At 62.0% G+C, this 18,489-nt stretch carries 18 protein-coding genes; 6 read left to right on the forward strand and 12 right to left on the reverse strand.

The window, feature by feature from the left end; genetic code table 11:
- Positions 1-130: 130 nt before the first annotated feature.
- The 4 genes from GDV60_RS00915 to glyQ form a co-directional block, all read right to left on the reverse strand.
- Positions 131-901 carry a 1-acyl-sn-glycerol-3-phosphate acyltransferase gene (locus GDV60_RS00915; RefSeq protein ID WP_029290207.1) on the reverse strand — a complete coding sequence of 257 codons (771 nt, stop codon included), beginning with the start codon at positions 899-901 and terminating at the stop codon, positions 131-133.
- Between the two features lie 82 nt (positions 902-983).
- On the reverse strand, positions 984-1,523 hold the full coding sequence (gene gmhB / locus GDV60_RS00920) for a D-glycero-beta-D-manno-heptose 1,7-bisphosphate 7-phosphatase (RefSeq protein ID WP_169870889.1): 540 nt from the start codon (positions 1,521-1,523) through the stop codon (positions 984-986).
- The gene (gene glyS / locus GDV60_RS00925) at positions 1,523-3,577 is read right to left on the reverse strand and encodes a glycine--tRNA ligase subunit beta (protein ID WP_029290211.1); all 2,055 of its coding nucleotides are present in this window, start codon (positions 3,575-3,577) and stop codon (positions 1,523-1,525) included. The genes gmhB and glyS overlap by 1 nt, the downstream gene beginning before the upstream one ends.
- Positions 3,574-4,527, reverse strand: a complete 954-nt coding sequence (gene glyQ / locus GDV60_RS00930) for a glycine--tRNA ligase subunit alpha (RefSeq protein WP_003213601.1) — start codon at positions 4,525-4,527, stop codon at positions 3,574-3,576. The genes glyS and glyQ overlap by 4 nt, the downstream gene beginning before the upstream one ends.
- Before the next feature lie 81 nt (positions 4,528-4,608).
- Here glyQ and GDV60_RS00935 point away from each other — a divergent pair, with 81 nt between their 5' ends.
- Positions 4,609-5,166: a DNA-3-methyladenine glycosylase I gene (locus tag GDV60_RS00935; RefSeq protein WP_159906001.1), complete on the forward strand. Its 558-nt coding sequence runs from the start codon at positions 4,609-4,611 to the stop codon at positions 5,164-5,166.
- Positions 5,167-5,207: 41 nt separating this feature from the next.
- On the forward strand, positions 5,208-6,095 hold the full coding sequence (locus GDV60_RS00940) for a lysophospholipid acyltransferase (RefSeq protein WP_070996605.1): 888 nt from the start codon (positions 5,208-5,210) through the stop codon (positions 6,093-6,095).
- A gap of 136 nt (positions 6,096-6,231) precedes the next feature.
- Here the strand turns inward: GDV60_RS00940 and GDV60_RS00945 are convergent, their stop codons facing one another.
- From GDV60_RS00945 to def, 5 genes are read right to left on the reverse strand one after another with little or no spacing between them, the layout of a single operon-like run.
- Entirely contained in the window at positions 6,232-6,543 is a 312-nt protein-coding gene (locus tag GDV60_RS00945) for a tetratricopeptide repeat protein (protein ID WP_092232380.1), read from the reverse strand.
- 18 nt (positions 6,544-6,561) lie between these two features.
- A complete protein-coding gene (gene trkA / locus GDV60_RS00950; RefSeq protein ID WP_029290222.1) occupies positions 6,562-7,935 on the reverse strand; it encodes a Trk system potassium transporter TrkA in 1,374 nt (457 codons plus the stop codon).
- 23 nt (positions 7,936-7,958) lie between these two features.
- Positions 7,959-9,269, reverse strand: coding sequence for a 16S rRNA (cytosine(967)-C(5))-methyltransferase RsmB (gene rsmB / locus GDV60_RS00955; protein WP_029290224.1), 1,311 nt, complete (start codon positions 9,267-9,269; stop codon positions 7,959-7,961).
- Positions 9,269-10,219 (reverse strand): methionyl-tRNA formyltransferase, encoded by a 951-nt coding sequence (gene fmt, locus GDV60_RS00960; RefSeq protein ID WP_070996598.1) that lies wholly within the window; start codon positions 10,217-10,219, stop codon positions 9,269-9,271. The genes rsmB and fmt overlap by 1 nt, the downstream gene beginning before the upstream one ends.
- Before the next feature lie 57 nt (positions 10,220-10,276).
- The gene (gene def, locus GDV60_RS00965) at positions 10,277-10,783 is read right to left on the reverse strand and encodes a peptide deformylase (protein WP_029290229.1); all 507 of its coding nucleotides are present in this window, start codon (positions 10,781-10,783) and stop codon (positions 10,277-10,279) included.
- Between the two features lie 265 nt (positions 10,784-11,048).
- Between def and dprA the strand changes: the two genes are divergently transcribed.
- Positions 11,049-12,143 (forward strand): DNA-processing protein DprA, encoded by a 1,095-nt coding sequence (gene dprA, locus GDV60_RS00970; RefSeq protein ID WP_159906003.1) that lies wholly within the window; start codon positions 11,049-11,051, stop codon positions 12,141-12,143.
- Positions 12,144-12,197: 54 nt separating this feature from the next.
- On the forward strand, positions 12,198-12,755 hold the full coding sequence (locus GDV60_RS00975; RefSeq protein WP_029290233.1) for an L-threonylcarbamoyladenylate synthase: 558 nt from the start codon (positions 12,198-12,200) through the stop codon (positions 12,753-12,755).
- A gap of 122 nt (positions 12,756-12,877) precedes the next feature.
- Here the strand turns inward: GDV60_RS00975 and GDV60_RS00980 are convergent, their stop codons facing one another.
- A complete protein-coding gene (locus tag GDV60_RS00980; RefSeq protein WP_159906005.1) occupies positions 12,878-13,855 on the reverse strand; it encodes a quinone oxidoreductase in 978 nt (325 codons plus the stop codon).
- A 160-nt stretch (positions 13,856-14,015) separates the two neighbouring features.
- Between GDV60_RS00980 and hemF the strand changes: the two genes are divergently transcribed.
- Together hemF and aroE are read left to right on the forward strand one after the other, a co-directional pair.
- On the forward strand, positions 14,016-14,948 hold the full coding sequence (hemF, locus tag GDV60_RS00985; RefSeq protein WP_029290237.1) for an oxygen-dependent coproporphyrinogen oxidase: 933 nt from the start codon (positions 14,016-14,018) through the stop codon (positions 14,946-14,948).
- Positions 14,948-15,769: a shikimate dehydrogenase gene (gene aroE, locus GDV60_RS00990; protein WP_070996592.1), complete on the forward strand. Its 822-nt coding sequence runs from the start codon at positions 14,948-14,950 to the stop codon at positions 15,767-15,769. The genes hemF and aroE overlap by 1 nt, the downstream gene beginning before the upstream one ends.
- Positions 15,770-15,856: 87 nt before the next feature.
- Here aroE and GDV60_RS00995 read toward each other — a convergent pair whose 3' ends face one another.
- Positions 15,857-17,419 carry a SulP family inorganic anion transporter gene (locus GDV60_RS00995; protein WP_070996591.1) on the reverse strand — a complete coding sequence of 521 codons (1,563 nt, stop codon included), beginning with the start codon at positions 17,417-17,419 and terminating at the stop codon, positions 15,857-15,859.
- Between the two features lie 152 nt (positions 17,420-17,571).
- Complete coding sequence (gene choX / locus GDV60_RS01000; RefSeq protein WP_159906007.1) at positions 17,572-18,489, reverse strand: choline ABC transporter substrate-binding protein; 918 nt, start codon at positions 18,487-18,489, stop codon at positions 17,572-17,574.

Here is an 18,489-nt window from a genome sequence, read left to right on the forward strand (position 1 = left end):
CAACGGTCGAAAAAACTTATGCACGTTTTTCGGTGTTTTATTAGCTTAAGAAATATGTAATCAAATCATAAGCCTATAAGCCAAAAACTGCTTTTCGCCAACAAACCGTACACAGGTTATCCACAGAACGTCAGATCACCGCGCGGTCTTCGGCAACCGGCAGTGGCGGCAGCGAACCCATGGCCCGTTGCTGCGCTTCATTCCAGGCTGCAGCGCGGTCATTGAGCGCGGCAATTGCACGCGGTCCTTCCCCTTCGGCATACATCGGCTCGCCGATCACCACAGTGATGGTGCCCTTGCGCTTGGCCCAGCCTTCCTTGGGCCAGAACTTGCCGGCATTGTGGGCAATCGGCAGCACCGGCAGATTGGCGTTGACCGCCAGTGCCGTACCGCCCCGGGAGAACTTGCCGACCGTGCCAAAGGGAACGCGGGTGCCCTCAGGGAAGATCAGGACCCAAACGCCGTCCTTGAGCAGTTCGTCACCTTTCTTGGCCACATGCTTGAGCGCGGCCTTGGGGTTGTCGCGGTCGATGGCAATCGGGCGCAGCATGGCCATGGCCCAACCAAAGAACGGTACGAACAGCAACTCACGCTTGAGCACCTGGCTCAGGGGCGAGAAGTAGGCAGAAAGAAAAAACGTCTCCCAGGTGCTCTGGTGGTTCGACAGGATCACGCACGGCTGGTCCGGGACATTCTCGGCGCCCTTGACCTCGAAACGGATGCCCAGGAACACCTTGGTCAGCCACAACGCGCAGCGGCACCAATAGACGTTGATAAAGCGATAGCGCGCCTTGAATGGCAAAAAGGGCGCAATAAAAAAGCTCAGGGTGCACCAGAGAAACGAACTGGTGCCCAGCAGCAGGTAAAAGAAGAAGGTTCTGATGGCCTGCAAAATCGACATGGCAGCATTTACCGTTGCGGGACAACGCCCGCCTGTTAAAAGTGCACTCCCGAACAATCCTTGGTCAGGAAGTCGAGGGCGACTAGTTGTTGATAAGTTCTGCGGCAACCGCCGCCAGATCGTCAAAAATCAAGGTGCCTACCGGCAGGTTTTTCGCCTGGGTCTTTTCGCCTTTTCCGGTCTTTACCAAAACTGGCTGAGAGTCGACGGCTTTGGCCGCCTCCAGGTCACCGAGACTGTCCCCGACGAACCATATCCCAGCCAGGGGCACCTTGTAATGTTCTGAAATGATTTTCAACATGCCAGGCTTGGGTTTGCGGCAATCGCAACCCTCGTCCGGCCCGTGGGGGCAATACACCACCAGCCCCACCTCACCGCCCTGCTCTGCCACCAACGTGCGCAAGCGCGCGTGCATGGCGTCCAGGGTGGCGATGTCGTAGTAGCCGCGGGCGATGCCGGACTGGTTGGTAGCAATGGCTACCGTCCAGCCGGCCTTGCTCAACTGCGCGATGGCCTCGATCGAGCCGGGCAGCGGGATCCACTCCTCTACCGACTTGATGTAAGCGTCGGAGTCATAGTTGATCACCCCGTCCCGATCGAGAATCAGCAGTTTCAACATGATCAGCTCAGCGTCGAAATGTCAGCGATGTTGACGAACAAACCGCGCAGACGCGCCAGCATGGCGTAGCGGTTTTTCCGCACGCCAGCATCTTCGGCATTGATCATCACCGCTTCGAAGAACGCATCCACCGGCTCACGCAAGGTGGCCAGGCGCGCCAGTGCTTCGGCGTAGTTGCGTTCGGCGATCAGCGGCTTCACTGCGTTTTCTGCCTTGGCGATAGCCGAGTTCAGCGAGAACTCCTTGGCATCGGCAAACAGGCCAGGATCGACGTCGCCGGTGCCCAGGCCTTCGGCCTTGCTCAGCAGGTTCGACACACGTTTGTTCACGGCGGCCAGGGCATCGGCTTCCGGCAGCTTGCGGAAGGCTTGTACGGCCTGCACTCGTTGGTCGAAGTCCAGTGCCGAACCCGGTTGCAGGGCACGCACCGACAGGTAGACGGAAACGTCCACGCCTTCGTCTTCGTAGCGCGCACGCAGGCGGTCGAACACGAACTCCAGCACTTGCTCGGCCAAACCGGCTTGCTTGACCTTGGCCCCGAACTGACCAACTGCAAACACCACGGCCTGGGTCAGGTCCAGGTCCAGCTTCTTGTCGATCAGGATGCGCAGCACGCCCAGGGCCGCACGGCGTAGGGCATACGGGTCTTTGCTGCCGGTGGGCAACATGCCGATACCGAAGATCCCCACCAGGGTATCCAGCTTGTCAGCGATGGCTACGGCCGCGCCGGTCAGGGTGGTCGGCAGTTCGGCGCCAGCACCGCGTGGCATGTACTGCTCGTTCAAGGCCAGGGCGACGTCTTCAGGCTCGCCGTCATTGAGCGCGTAGTAGTAACCGGCAACACCTTGCATTTCCGGGAACTCGCCGACCATCTCGGTGGCCAGGTCGCATTTGCACAACAGGCCCGCGCGGGCGGCCAAGGCCGCATCGCCGCCAATGCGTGGCGCGATGTAGGCCGCCAGCTTGGAAACCCGCACAGCCTTGTCGTAGACGCTGCCAAGTTTTTCTTGGAACACCACGTTCTGCAGGCGCAGGTTGAAGTCTTCGAGCTTCTGCTTCTTGTCTTGCTTGAAGAAGAACTCGGCATCGGTCAGGCGCGGGCGTACGACTTTTTCGTTACCGGCGATGATCTGCTGCGGGTCCTTGCTTTCGATGTTGGCCACGGTGATAAAGCGCGGCAGCAATTTGCCGTCCACATCCAGCAGGCAGAAGTACTTCTGGTTGTCCTGCATGGTGGTGATCAAGGCTTCTTGTGGCACATCGAGGAAGCGCTCTTCGAACGAGCACACCAGCGGCACCGGCCACTCGACCAGCGCGGTTACTTCGTCGAGCAGGCTTGGCGGCACGATGGCGGTGCCTTCCTGCAAACGAGCCAGCTCTTCGGTGCGCTTGCTGATCAGCTCGCGACGCTCGTTGGCATCCGCCAGCACATAGGCTGCACGCAGGTCCTCGAGGTAGCTGGCCGGCGAACCGATGCGCACGTTTTGCGGGTGGTGGAAGCGATGGCCACGGGAGTCGCGGCCGGCCTTCTGGGCGAGGATAGTGCAATCGATGACTTGATCACCGAGCAGCATTACCAACCATTGGGTCGGACGGACGAACTCTTCCTTGCGTGCACCCCAGCGCATGCGCTTGGGGATCGGCAGGTCGTTCAGGGAGTCTTCAACGATGGTCGGCAGCAGGCTGGCGGTCGGCTTGCCGGTGATGACCTGGCTGAAACGCAGTTTCGGGCCACTTTGGTCGATTTCGCTCAGCTCGACGCCGCACTTCTTGGCAAAACCCAGGGCGGCCTGGGTCGGGTTGCCTTCGGCATCGAAAGCGGCCTGGCGTGGCGGGCCGTCGAGGTTGATGTTGCGGTCCGGCTGCTGGGTTTGCAGCGCGGTCAGCAACACCGCCAGGCGACGTGGCGCGGCGTAGACCTTCTTGGCTTCAAACTTCAGGCCGGCAGTCTGCAGGCCTTTTTCGATACCGGCCAGAAATGCGTCGGCCAGGGTGTTGAGGGCCTTGGGTGGCAGCTCTTCGGTGCCCAGTTCAACCAGGAAATCTTGAGCACTCATTGTGCAGCCTCCAGCTTAGCCAACACTTCATCACGCAAATCCGGGGTGGCCATCGGGAAGCCCAGCTTGGCGCGAGCCAGCAGGTAGGCTTGGGCGACGGAACGCGCCAGGGTGCGTACACGCAGGATGTATTGCTGGCGCGCGGTTACCGAGATGGCACGGCGAGCGTCCAGCAGGTTGAAGGTATGGGATGCCTTCAGGACCATTTCATAGCTTGGCAACGGCAGCGGTTGATCCAGTTCGATCAGGCGCTTGGCTTCGCTTTCATAGAAGTCGAACAGTTCGAACAGCTTCTCGACGTTGGCGTGTTCGAAGTTGTAGGTCGACTGCTCCACTTCGTTCTGGTGGAACACATCGCCATAAGTCACTTTGCCGAACGGGCCGTCAGCCCATACCAGGTCGTAGACCGAGTCCACGCCCTGCAGGTACATGGCCAGGCGTTCCAGGCCGTAGGTGATCTCGCCGGTCACCGGGTAGCACTCGATGCCGCCCGCTTGCTGGAAGTAAGTGAACTGCGTCACTTCCATGCCGTTGAGCCAGACCTCCCAGCCCAGGCCCCAGGCGCCCAGGGTTGGCGACTCCCAGTTGTCTTCGACGAAACGGATATCGTGGACCAGCGGGTCCAGGCCGACATGTTTCAGCGAGCCCAGGTACAGCTCCTGGAAGTTGTCCGGGTTTGGCTTGAGGACGACCTGGAACTGATAGTAGTGCTGCAGGCGGTTGGGGTTTTCGCCGTAGCGGCCGTCAGTCGGGCGACGACTGGGCTGCACATAAGCGGCGTTCCAGGTTTCCGGGCCGATGGCCCGCAGGAATGTTGCGGTGTGGAAAGTGCCGGCGCCTACTTCCATATCGTAGGGCTGAAGTACCACACAACCTTGCTCGGCCCAGTATTGCTGGAGGGCGAGGATCAAGTCTTGGAAGGTACGCACGGCTGGCGTAGGCTGGCTCACAAAATTCACCTGTTACTTGGGCTGCGATTTAAAGGGCGGCAGTATACCCGATTCGGCCTTGCCACCACTCCCTGGAGCCTTATGCCACGCTGCTTTTGGTGTTCTGAAGATCCGCTGTACATGGCTTATCACGATCAGGAGTGGGGAACGCCGCTGCGCGATGCGCAGGGTTTGTTCGAGTTGCTTTTGCTCGAAGGGTTCCAGGCGGGCCTGTCCTGGATCACCGTTTTACGCAAACGCGAGCATTATCGAAAGGTCTTGTTCGGTTTTGATCCCCAGCGCCTGGCGCAGTTGAGTGATGCCGAGATCGAGCAGTTGATGCTCGACCCAGGCATCGTGCGCAACCGCTTGAAACTCAATGCCACCCGGCGCAATGCCGCCGCCTGGCTGGCGCTGGAAGACCCGGTGGGGTTGCTCTGGGCGTTTGTCGGCGGCGTGCCCAAGGTCAATCATTTCAAGGATCGCAGCCAGGTTCCGGCGATTACGCCAGAGGCCGAAGCCATGAGCAAAGCGCTCAAGAAAGCCGGCTTCACGTTCGTCGGGCCGACCATCTGCTATGCGTTCATGCAGGCCTCGGGCATGGTCATGGACCACACTCAGGATTGCGACCGTTACGCGGACTTGGTCAACGCCGGGTAGAATGGCGCACTTTGCGCACCGCACAACATCAGGAGTGACCTGTGGAAAAGTTAAAAGGCGCCTTGCTGGTAGGCGCTCTGCGATTGTTTGCCCTGCTGCCCTGGCGCGCCGTCCAGGCGGTGGGTACGGCCATTGGCTGGATCATGTGGAAAACCCCCAACCGCTCCCGCGATACGGTGCGGATCAACCTATCCAAGTGCTTCCCCGACATGGACCCGATCGAGCGTGAGCGCCTGGTCGGCCAAAGCCTGATGGACATCGGCAAGTCCCTGACCGAAAGCGCCTGCGCCTGGATCTGGCCGGCCCAGCGTTCCATCGACCTGGTGCGCGAAGTCGAAGGCCTGGAAGTGCTGCAGCAAGCCCTGGCCTCAGGCAAGGGCGTGGTAGGCATCACCAGCCACCTGGGCAACTGGGAAGTGTTGAACCACTTCTATTGCAGCCAGTGCAAACCGATCATTTTCTACCGCCCGCCCAAGCTCAAGGCGGTGGATGACCTGCTGCGCAAGCAACGCGTGCAGTTGGGCAACCGGGTGGCGGCCTCCACCAAAGAAGGCATCCTCAGTGTCATCAAGGAAGTGCGCAAGGGCGGCCAGGTGGGGATTCCCGCTGACCCGGAGCCGGCAGAGTCGGCCGGGATCTTCGTGCCGTTCTTCGCCACCCAGGCGCTGACCAGCAAGTTCGTGCCGAACATGCTCGCCGGTCACAAGGCGGTCGGGGTATTCCTGCATGCCCTGCGGCTGCCGGATGGCTCGGGCTACAAAGTGATTTTGGAAGCGGCGCCGGAAGATATGTACAGCACCGACACGGCCACGTCCTGCGCGGCGATGAGCAAGGTGGTGGAGCGTTATGTGGGTGCTTACCCGAGCCAGTACATGTGGAGCATGAAGCGCTTCAAGAAACGCCCGCCGGGCGAGGCGCGGTGGTACTGATTCGCGACTGATTCAAGGTCGATGCGAAACCAATGTGGGAGCGGGCTTGCTCGCGAATGCGGTGTATCAGCTACACATTCAGTGGCTGAGACTCCGCATTCGCGAGCAAGCCCGCTCCCACAGTTGTGATCTCCATTCAGGCTTGGCGGTCGAGTTTTTTCAGGAACACCGTCATCTCTTTTTCGGCCTGCTTGTCGCCATGGGCCTGGGCCGCTGCAATCCCCTGCTCCCACGCCTGCCGTGCCGCGTCTTTATCGCCCAGCGCAGCATGCGCCTTGCCCAACAGCTTCCACGCTGCTGAATACTTCGGATCAAAGCCGACGCACTTGCTTAAATGCTCGGCCGCCTTGGCGTTGTCTTTCAGGTCCAGATAACCCTTGCCCAAACCAAAGCGCAGCAGCGAGTTATCCACACCCTTGGCGAGCATTTTTTCCAGGGATTCGAGCATTTCAATCACTCCACTTGATCAGAAGAAGCTCAACCCCACGTGGAACAGTTTCTCCACATCGCGGATATGTTTTTTATCCACCAGGAACAGAATCACATGGTCCCCCGTGGCGATCACCGTGTCGTCGTGGGCGATGATCACTTCTTCATCCCGAATGATCGCGCCAATGGTGGTGCCCGGTGGCAAGCCAATATCGCGGATCGCCCGGCCGATCACCTTGCTCGACTTGGAGTCACCGTGGGCAATCGCCTCGATGGCTTCCGCCGCGCCCCGGCGCAGTGAGTGCACGCTGACGATATCGCCGCGCCGCACGTGGGCCAGCAACGTGCCGATGGTGGCCAATTGCGGGCTGATGGCAATGTCGATGTCGCCGCCCTGGATCAGGTCCACATAGGCCGGGTTATTGATGATCGTCATGACCTTCTTCGCCCCCAGCCGCTTGGCCAGCAGCGACGACATGATATTGGCCTCGTCGTCGTTGGTCAGGGCCAGGAAGATATCGGCGTCGGCGATGTTCTCTTCCATCAGCAGGTCACGATCCGAAGCGCTGCCTTGCAGTACCACGGTGCTGTCGAGGGTGTCGGACAAATGCCGGCAGCGTGCCGGGCTCATCTCAATGATCTTCACCTGGTAGCGGCTTTCGATAGCCTCGGCCAGGCGCTCGCCGATCTGCCCGCCGCCGGCGATGACGATGCGTTTGTAGCTCTCGTCGAGCCGGCGCATTTCGCTCATCACTGCACGGATGTTGGCCTTGGCGGCGATGAAGAACACTTCGTCGTCGGCTTCGATCACTGTGTCGCCCTGGGGCAGGATCGGCCGGTCGCGGCGGAAAATCGCGGCCACGCGGGTTTCCACATTCGGCATGTGTTCGCGCAGTTGACGCAGTTGCTGGCCCACCAGAGGCCCACCGTAGTAGGCCTTGACCGCCACCAGTTGCGCCTTGCCTTCGGCGAAGTCGATCACCTGCAGTGCACCGGGGATTTCGATCAGGCGCTTGATGTAGTGGGTGACCACCTGCTCCGGGCTGATCAGCACGTCCACCGGAATCGCGTCGTTGTCGAACAGCCCGGCGCGGGTCAGGTAGGCCGCTTCACGCACTCGGGCGATCTTGGTCGGGGTGTGGAACAGGGTGTGGGCGACCTGGCAGGCGACCATATTGGTCTCGTCGCTATTGGTCACCGCCACCAGCATATCGGCGTCGTCGGCGCCGGCCTGGCGCAGCACGGTGGGGAACGAGGCACGGCCCTGGACCGTCCGGATATCCAGGCGATCCCCCAGGCCACGCAGGCGTTCGGCGTCGGTGTCGACCACGGTAATGTCGTTGGCTTCACTGGCCAAATGCTCGGCCAGCGTACCGCCGACCTGCCCTGCGCCAAGGATGATGATCTTCATCCGGTCACTCCCTTAAAAACCATTCAACCGCGTGCAGCGGCAATCTTGATCAGCTTGGCGTAATAGAAGCCATCGTGCCCGCCTTCCTGCGCCAGCAGCTGGCGGCCATGGGGCTGCTTGATGCCGGCCGTGGTGGCAATGTCCAACTCCCGCGCGCCGCTGGTGCGGGCAAGGAAGGCTTGGATCACTTCGGTATTCTCGGTGGGCAAGGTCGAGCAGGTGGCGTAGAGCAGGATGCCACCGACTTCCAGTGTCGGCCACAGCGCGTCCAATAGCTCGCCTTGCAGCACAGCCAGGGCGGCGATGTCGTCGGGTTGGCGGGTCAGTTTGATATCCGGGTGGCGGCGGATCACCCCGGTGGCAGAGCACGGTGCGTCGAGCAGGATGCGCTGGAACGGTTTGCCATCCCACCAGGTGGCGGTGTCGCGACCGTCGGCGGCAATCAACTCAGCTTCCAGGCCCAGGCGTGCGAGGTTTTCGCGCACCCGCACCAGGCGCTTGGCTTCCAGATCCACGGCCACCACGCCGGCCAGGTTGGGCTGGACTTCCATGATGTGGCAGGTCTTGCCACCAGGCGCGCAGCAGGCGTCCAGCACCCGTTGGCCGGGCGCTAGGTCGAGCAGGTCGGCGGCCAGTTGCGCGGCTTCGTCCTGCACGCTGATCCAGCCTTCGGCAAAGCCTGGCAGGCTGCGTACATCGCCAGCCGTTTCGAGGACGATACCGTCCTGGCTGTACACACAGGCGCTGGCGTTGATGCCGGCATCTGCCAGCAGCGTGAGATAGGCATCGCGGCTGTTGTGGCGGCGATTGACCCGCAGAATCATCGGCGGGTGCGCATTGTTGGCGGCGCAGATGGCTTCCCACTGCTGGGGCCAGAACGCCTTGAGGGATTTTTGCAGCCAGCGCGGGTGTGCGGTGCGCACTACCGGGTCGTGTTCCAGCTCGGCCAGCAATGCCTCGCTTTCGCGCTGGGCGCGGCGCAGCACGGCGTTGAGCAAGGCCTTGGCCCAGGGTTTTTTCAGCTTGTCGGCGCAGCCCACGGTTTCGCCGATGGCGGCGTGGGCCGGCACGCGGCTGTAGAGCAACTGGTAAAGCCCCACCAGCAGCAGCGCCTCGACGTCGGCATCGGCTGCCTTGAATGGCTTTTGCAGCAACTTGGCCGCCAGCGCCGATAGACGCGGCTGCCAGCGCGCGGTACCAAATGCCAGGTCCTGGGTGAAGCCGCGATCACGGTCTTCGACCTTATCCAGTTGCACCGGCAACGAGCTGTTCAGGGAAGCCTTGCCATTGAGCACGGCGGCCAGGGCCTTGGCGGCGGCCAAACGCGGGTTCATCAAGCGTCCACTCCGAGGATGATGCCGGGGGCAAATTTCTCACGACGGCTATTGAACAAATCGCTGAAGTTCAGCGCCTTGCCACCGGGTAATTGCAGACGGGTCAGACACAAGGCCTGCTCCCCGCACGCTACCAACAGGCCTTCCTTGCTGGCACCGATGATTTCACCGGGGGCGCCGTGGCCTTCGGCCAGGTTGGCGGCGAGGACTTTCAAGGCTTCGCCATTGAGGGTGCTGTGGCAGATCGGCCATGGGTTGAACGCCCGTACCAGGCGTTCCAGCTCCACGGCCGGGCGGCTCCAGTCGATGCGCGCTTCGTCCTTGTTCAGCTTGTGGGCGTAGGTGGCGAGGCTGTCGTCCTGCACTTCGCCTTCCAAGGTGCCAGCCGCAAGGCCGGCAATGGCCTGGATCACCGCAGGCGGGCCCAGCTCGGCCAGGCGGTCGTGCAGGCTGCCGCCGGTGTCTTGCGCGGTGATGGGCGTGGTGACCTTGAGCAGCATCGGCCCGGTGTCGAGGCCGGCTTCCATGCGCATCACCGTCACGCCGCTTTCGGCGTCACCGGCTTGCACCGCGCGCTGGATCGGCGCGGCACCGCGCCAGCGTGGCAGCAGCGAGGCGTGGCTGTTGATGCAACCCAGGCGCGGGATATCCAGCACGGCTTGCGGGAGGATCAGGCCGTAGGCCACCACCACCAACAGGTCCGGCTTCAGCGCGGCCAGTTCAGCCTGGGCTTCGGCGTTGCGCAGGGTGGGCGGTTGCAGCACGACGATGCCGTGCTCCAGGGCCAGTTGCTTGACCGGGCTGGGCATCAGTTTTTGCCCACGGCCGGCCGGGCGATCCGGCTGGGTGTACACCGCGACGATTTCATAAGGGCTGGCAAGCAGGGCCTTGAGGTGTTCGGCGGCAAATTCGGGGGTGCCGGCAAAAACGATGCGCAGTGGCTCGGTCATGGGAAACGTCTCACAAAAGAAAAAGGCTTGCCGGAGCAAGCCTTTGGAAGAAGGGAATCAAGCTTGCTGGCGATGCTTCTTTTCCAGTTTCTTCTTGATCCGGTCGCGTTTGAGCGTGGACAGGTAATCGACGAACAGCTTGCCGTTGAGGTGGTCGCACTCGTGCTGGATACACACGGCCAGCAGGCCTTCGGCAATCAGCTCGAAGGGCTTGCCGTCACGGTCCAGGGCCTTGATCTTGACGCGCAGCGGGCGCTCGACGTTCTCGTAGAACTCCGGCACCGACAGGCAGCCTTCCTGATACTCGCCCATCTCGTCGGTCAGCGGCTCGAACTCGGGGTTGATGTACACCATCGGTTCGCTGCGGTCTTCGGACAGGTCCATGACCACCACGCGCAGGTGCACATTGACCTGGGTCGCGGCGAGGCCGATGCCCGGGGCTTCATACATTGTTTCAAACATGTCATCGACCAACTGACGAACCTTGTCGTCCACTACGGCCACCGGTTTGGCGATAGTGCGCAGGCGCGAGTCCGGGAATTCGAGGATGTTCAAAATAGCCATAAGCGTAATTGCTGCACATGTGAGGTAAAGGCAAATCGGCCTCGGGACAACCCGCACGACCGGTGTGAAACGCTCGCAGGCCGCGAAGGCCAAGGCATTTCACGCGAACCGACATAATAAAGGAGATTGCGCCCATGAGGAAATCGCTACTCGTCTTCAAAATGCAGTGGCCGGTTGGGCGGCGATGACCCGCTGCAATAATTAGCCTGCTACAGAAGTTACCAACAGAGTTATCCACAGCTTGTTCCTGATCAAGGATGATCATATGTCAGTAATCCATACCCCGGATATTTCCCCCGCCGAGCTGGAAGCCCGCCTGCGTTTGCATCGCATGCCGGAGCTCGGTCCCAGGCGTTTCAAGACATTGATCGAGGCCTTTGGCTGCGCCTCGAAAGCCCTCGGCGCCCCGGCCAGTGCCTGGCGTTCGCTGGGGTTGCCGGCGGCCTGTGCCGAAGCCCGGCGCAGCGTGCAAGTGCGCGATGGCGCCAGCGTCGCATTGGCCTGGCTAGAGCGTCCGGCCCAGCATTTGCTGATGTGGGACCAACCCGATTACCCAGCCTTGCTGGCCGAGCTGGATGATGCACCACCGTTGTTATTCGTAGCCGGCAGCCCCGCTATCTTGGAAAAACCGCAGTTGGCCATGGTCGGCAGCCGCCGCGCTTCCCGGCCCGGAATGGATACGGCGGCGGCCTTTTCCCGCAGCCTGGCAAGCGCCGGTTTTGTCATTACCAGCGGCCTGGCCCTGGGTATCGACGGGGCGGCCCACCAGGCAGCATTAGATGTCGGGGGTCAGACTATCGGCGTGCTGGGCACCGGCCTGGAAAATTTTTATCCACAGCGCCACCGCCGGCTCGCCGAGGCGATGATTGCCCAAGGCAGCGCGGTGGTTTCCGAGTTCCCGCTGGACGCCGGTCCCCAGGCCGGCAACTTCCCTCGGCGCAACCGCATTATCAGTGGCCTGTCCCTGGGGGTCCTGGTGGTGGAGGCCAGCGTCGCCAGCGGCTCGCTGATCACCGCGCGCCTGGCCGCCGAGCAGGGGCGCGAGGTGTATGCAATACCGGGGTCGATTCATCATCCAGGTGCCAGGGGCTGCCACCAACTGATCCGTGACGGGGCGGTGCTGGTGGAAACCATCGAACACATCCTTGAAGGGTTGCGCGGTTGGCAGGCGTTATCGCGGCCCGCGCCGGTGGCGGTAACCCACCCACTGGTGGCGCTGTTGCATGCGGCGCCCCAGACCAGTGAAGGCTTGGCCATCGCTAGCGGTCAGAGCCTGTGCCAGGTGCTGGCGAGCCTCACCGAACTGGAGCTGGAGGGTCGGGTGATCTGCGAAAGTGGCCGCTGGCTTGCGCGCAGTTAGGTTTTGTAACGAACATCGGTAAACTGCGCAGAGCTTTAGTCCGGAGAGTGAGTAATGGTCAACAGGTGGCGTGTGCAAGAAGCCGCACGAGAAATTCGCGCAGGCGCGGTGATTGCCTATCCGACCGAGGCCGTCTGGGGCCTGGGCTGCGACCCGTGGAACGAGGAAGCGGTGGATCGCTTGCTGGCGATCAAGGGCCGGTCGGTGGATAAGGGGCTGATTCTGGTCGCCGACAATATCCGGCAATTCGACTTTCTGTTCGAAGACTTCCCCGACACCTGGATCGACCGCATGGCCAGTACCTGGCCGGGGCCCAATACCTGGCTGGTGCCCCATCAGGACCTGCTGCCTGAATGGGTGACTGGTAAGCACGACACCGTGGCATTGCGGGTCAGCGATCATCCGCTGGTGCGCGATTTGTGTTCACTGGTGGGGCCATTGATCTCCACCTCTGCCAACCCCCAAGGCCGGCCGGCGGCGCGCTCGCGGATCCGGGTGGAGCAGTATTTCCGTGGTCAGGTGGACCGGGTGCTGGGTGGCAGCCTGGGTGGGCGCAAGAACCCGAGCTTGATTCGGGATCTGGCCACGGGTGAGGTTCGGCGCCCGTCTTGAGACCGGGGTACTGCCATCGCGGGCAAGCCCGCTCCCACATTCGACCGATTTCCAACATGGGAATGCGTTCGAATGTGGGAGCGGGCTTGCCCGCGATGGCAGCATTCCAAGCAGCCGAAATGTTACGGCAGCAAAATGGTCGACCCAGTGGTCCGTCGCCCCGACAACTCCACCTGCGCCTTCGCCGCTTCCGCCAACGAGTAACGCTGGTTGATATCAATCCGTACCTTGCCGCTTTCGATCATGGCAAACAGGTCGTCGGCCATGGCCTGCAGGTTCTGCGGATTGTTGGCGTAGGTCGCCAGTGTCGGCCGGGTCACGTACAGCGAGCCTTTCGCCGCCAGAATCCCCAGGTTCACCCCGTCCACCGCACCTGACGCATTACCGAAACTCACCAGCAGGCCCCGGGGCGCGACGCTGTCCAGCGAGGCGAGCCAGGTGTCCTTGCCGACGCCGTCGTACACCACCGGGCATTTCTTGCCGTCGGTCAGTTCCAGTACGCGCTGTGGGACGTTTTCCTTGCTGTAGTCGATGGTTTCCCAGGCGCCGAGGGATTTGGCCAGGGCGGCTTTTTCCGGCGAACTGACCGTACCGATCAACTTCACACCCAGGGCCTTGGCCCATTGGCAGGCCAGAGAGCCGACGCCACCGGCAGCGGCGTGGAACAGGATGGTTTCACCGCCTTTCAATTCATAGGTCTGGCGCAACAGGTACTGCACGGTCAGGCCTTTGAGCATGGCCCCAGCAGCCTGTTCGAAGCTGATCCCATCCGGCAGATGCACCAGGTTGGCGGCCGGCAGCACGTGCAGTTCGCTGTAGGCACCCAGCGGGCCGCTGCCGTAGGCCACGCGGTCGCCGACCTTGAACTGGCTGACTTCGCTGCCCACCGCATCCACCACCCCAGCGCCTTCCGCGCCCAGGCCCGAGGGCAAGGCCGGCGGTGCATACAGGCCACTGCGGTAATAGGTATCGATAAAATTCAGGCCAATGGCCTGGTTACGCACACGTACCTGTTGCGGGCCCGGTTCTGCCGGCGTGTAGTCCACATACTCAAGTACTTCGGGGCCGCCATGGGCGCTGAACTGGATACGTTTGGCCATCTGCTCTGTCCTCAAGTCTGTTTCGCGAAAGGCTCCTATCGGACTCCTATGCTTGATCTTCGTCAACTGTGGCAGCGCCCGGCGCGGTGGTATCCTGTGCGCCCCTTTGCCGCCGACGCCCAATGGCCTCGCGTAGCTTTGCCCGATTCAAGGTGATGCCATGACTACTCGCACCGAGGCTGTAAAAGCCTACCTGCTCGACCTGCAAGACCGCATTTGCAGTGCCCTGGAAACCTTCGAGGCGGATACGCGCTTTATCGAAGATGCCTGGACCCGCCCAGCCGGTGGCGGTGGCCGCACGCGGGTGATTGAGAACGGGGCAGTGATCGAGAAAGGCGGCGTCAACTTTTCCCATGTTTTCGGCAGCGGCCTGCCACCGTCCGCCAGTGCCCACCGTCCGGAACTCGCCGGTCGTGGTTTTGAAGCCCTTGGCGTGTCACTGGTGATCCACCCGCATAACCCCCATGTGCCGACTTCCCACGCCAATGTGCGATTTTTCATCGCCGAGAAAGAAGGCGAAGAGGCTGTCTGGTGGTTCGGTGGTGGCTTCGACCTGACGCCCTACTACGGCAACGAAGAAGACTGCATCCACTGGCACCGTGTGGCCGAGCAGGCTTGCGCGCCGTTTGGCGCAGACGTTTACCCGCGCTACAAGGCCTGGTGCGATAGCTACTTCCACATCAAGCATCGCAACGAGCCCCGTGGGATCGGCGGCCTGTTCTTCGATGACTTGAACGAGTGGGACTTCGACACCTGCTTCGCCTTTATGCGCGCCATAGGCGATGCCTACATCGACGCCTATCTGCCCATCGTCCAGCGTCGCCAGGCGCTGGCCTATACCGAGCAGCAACGCCAGTTCCAGGAGTTGCGCCGTGGGCGCTACGTGGAGTTCAACCTGGTGTACGACCGTGGCACCCTGTTTGGCCTGCAATCGGGCGGGCGCACCGAGTCGATCCTGATGTCGTTGCCACCGCAAGTACGCTGGAGCTATGACTGGAAGGCTACCGCCGGCAGCGAAGAAGCACGTTTGACCGATTATTTCCTGCAAGACCGTGACTGGCTCGGCCTTGCTGCACCCCAGGTGGCCAGCTGATGGATCGTTATGTGGTGTTCGGCAACCCCATCGGCCACAGCAAGTCGCCGCTGATCCATCGCCTGTTTGCCGAGCAGACGGGCGAGGCGCTGGACTACAGCACGTTGCTGGCGCCGCTTGAGGATTTCACCGGCTGTGCCCGGGAGTTTTTCCTGCATGGGCGCGGCGCCAACGTCACCGTGCCGTTCAAGGAAGAGGCCTATCGCCTGGCCAGCGCCCTGACCGAGCGCGCGCAACGCGCAGGCGCGGTGAACACCCTGAGCAAGCTGGCCGACGGCAGCCTGTTGGGTGATAACACCGACGGTGCGGGTCTGGTGCGCGACCTGACCGTCAACGCCGGCTTGAGCCTGGCGGGCAAGCGCATCCTGCTGCTCGGTGCCGGTGGCGCGGTGCGTGGGGCCTTGGAGCCGCTGCTGGCGCAACAGCCAGCCTCGCTGATCATCGCCAACCGCACCGTGGAAAAAGCCGAGTTGCTGGCCGAACTGTTCGATGACCTGGGGCCGGTGTCTGCCAGTGGCTTCGATTGGCTGAGTGAGCCGGTGGACTTGATCATCAACGCCACCTCCGCAAGCCTGTCAGGCGATGTACCGCCGATTGCCAGCAGCCTGATCGATCCGGGCAAGACCTTTTGCTACGACATGATGTATGCCAAGGAACCGACGGCATTCTGCCGCTGGGCCACTGAACACGGCGCGGCAGTGGCGATGGATGGCCTGGGCATGTTGGTGGAGCAGGCCGCGGAAGCCTTCTACCTGTGGCGCGGCGTGCGCCCGGATTCGGCGCCGGTGCTGGCCGAGCTGCGGCGCCAGTTGGCCCTGTAATCGCACCCCTGTAGGAGCCGGCTTGCCGGCGATGGCGATTTCAAGGCCGCCATCGCCGGCAAGCCGGCTCCTACAGAAAAGCGGTATTCAGTCTTCGAAATGGATGGGGCACTTGTCGGCCCCTTCCAGTTTTTTCAATTCTTCGACCACCTGCGGCCGCGCCCGGCGCAACGTCAGGCTGCGCCCCAACCCGCGCAAACGGCGGGCTTCCTGGTGCAGCATCTCCACCCCGGAATAGTCGATAAAGTTGATCTGCTGGGCCTCGATCACCACCCGTTGGCCTTGCAGGCGCTGCAAGCGCACTTGCAGGTAGTGGCTGGCGCCAAAGAAGATCGAGCCGCCGACCCGCAGCACATCATCGTCACCGTCGCGCCACTGTTGCACCCGTGGCTGCGAGGTGCGCTTGAGGTAGAAGAACAGCGACGCCAGCACGCCTGCATAAATCGCCGTTTGCAGCTCTAGCAGCAAGGTGGCCAGGCATGTCAGGCCCATCACCACAAACTCCGCACGGCTGACCCGCCACAGTGCGCGAATGCCCCGATGATCCACCAGGCCCCAGCAGATCAGCAGGATGCTGGCGGCCATGCTCGGGATCGGGATGTGCGCGATCAGGACCGCACCGAACAGCGCAAACAGCGCGACCCACAACGCAGAGAACACCCCCGCCAGTGGTGAGCAGGCGCCCGCCTCGTAGCTCAGGCCCGAGCGGGTGAAGGATCCGGCCGACAGGTAGCCGGAGAAAAATCCGCCGACGATATTGGATAAACCCTGGGCGCGGACCTCCTGATTGGCGTCGAGCAACTGCTGCGAACGTGCCGACAGCGAGCGGGCAATCGACAGGCTGGTCACCAGCCCCAACATGCCGACCGCCACGGCGCTGGGCAGCAGGCGCAGGATCATATCCAGGTCCAGCGGCAACGGGCTGAACGGCGGCAGTTGGCCGACAAATGAGCTGACCCGCGCCACATGCCCGAACATCGCCGGCCACGCCCACGCCACCAGGCTGCCGAGGACCAGGGCAATCAACAGGCTCGGCCAGCGCGGCACGCAGTATTTGAGCAGCACGCCCACCAGCAAGGTGCCGAGCCCGAGGGCCAGGGACGGGCGATCCCATTCGCCGCTGTGGTCGATCAGTGCCAGCAGGCTGTTGAACGCCGTGCCCTGGCTGGGCAGGTCGAGCCCCAGCAGGTTGGGCAATTGGCCCAGGGCAATGACAGCTGCCGCGCCAAGGGTGAAGCCGAGGACTACGGAATGGGAGACGAAATTGACCAGCGCGCCAAAGCGCAACATGCCCAACAGCCATTGGAAGACGCCGGCGAGCAAGGTCAGCAACAGGATCAAGGTGATGTAGTCCTGCGATCCGGGCACCGCCAGCGGGCTGATGCTGGCGTAGAGCACTATGGAAATCGCCGCCGTCGGGCCACAGATCAAGTGCCACGAAGAGCCCCACAGGCAGGCAATCAGCACCGGGACGATCGCCGCATACAGGCCGTATTCGGGAGGCAGGCCGGCGATCAGGGCATAGGCGATCGATTGCGGCAAGGCCAGCACTGCGCCGCTGAGGCCGACAATCGCATCCCGGCCAACGCTGGCGCGGGTCTGGCGCGGTAGCCAGCGCAGGAATGGGAGCAGAGTGTGGGGCCGGGACATGGATCGCTCGAAATACTGTAGGAGCGAGCTTGCTCGCGAAGATGGATAACGATAACGCGGGTTGCCTGAAAAAACGCGGCGTTTTCCAATTCTTCGCCGGCAAGCCGGCTCCTACAGGGTGATAGGAAGACCTGTAGGAACCAGGGCAATATTTAGAGTTTGGCTTTGACCGCCGCCAATGCCTCCTGGCCATCGAGGGTTTCAACCCCCTCCAGCCACTTGTCCAATACCGCCGGGTTGGCTTTGATCCACGCCTTGGCCGCATCGCTATTGCTGACCTTGTTGTTCACCACCTCGGCCATGATGCTGTTCTCCATGTCCTGGGTGAACTTAAGGTTGGTCAGCAGCTTGGCCACATTCGGGCAGGCCTGTGCATAACCTTTGCGCGTCAGGGTGTACACGCTGCCGGTGTCGCCGAAGTATTTTTCCCCGCCCTTGAGGTAGCGCATCTTCAACTGCACGTTCATCGGGTGCGGTGTCCAGCCGAGAAAGGTGACGAAACGTTCGCGCTTCACCGCCCTGGACACTTCGGCCAGCATCGCCTGCTCGCTGGACTCGATCAGCTTCCATTGGCCGAGGTCGAAGTCGTTCTTCTGGATGATTTCCTTCAGCGAAAGGTTGGCCGGCGCGCCGGACCCGATGCCGTAGATCTTCTTGTCGAACTTGTCGGCAAATTTATTCAGATCGGCAAAGTCATGCACGCCGGCCTCCCACACATAGTCCGGCACCGCGAGGGTGAACTCCGTACCTTCAAGGTTCTTGGCCAGTTGCACCACATCGCCGTTGGCCACGAACTTGTCGTAGAAGCCCTGATGCGCTGGCATCCAGTTGCCCAAAAACACATCCACCTGGCCGTCCTTGAGCCCGCCGTAAGTGATCGGCACCGCCAGGGTATCGACCTTGGCCTTGTAACCCATGCCGCTGAGTAAAAAGCCGGCGATGGCGTTGGTGGCGGCAATGTCGCTCCAGCCGGGGTCGGCCATCTTCACCGTCTCGCAACGGGCGTCGGCATACACGTGGCTGGCACTGAGCAACAACGCGGCACTGACGACTGTGGATAACTTTTGCAT

The sequence above is a fragment of the Pseudomonas sp. DTU12.1 genome, assembly GCF_009873475.1.
GTDB classification, from domain to species: Bacteria; Pseudomonadota; Gammaproteobacteria; order Pseudomonadales; family Pseudomonadaceae; genus Aquipseudomonas; species Aquipseudomonas proteolytica.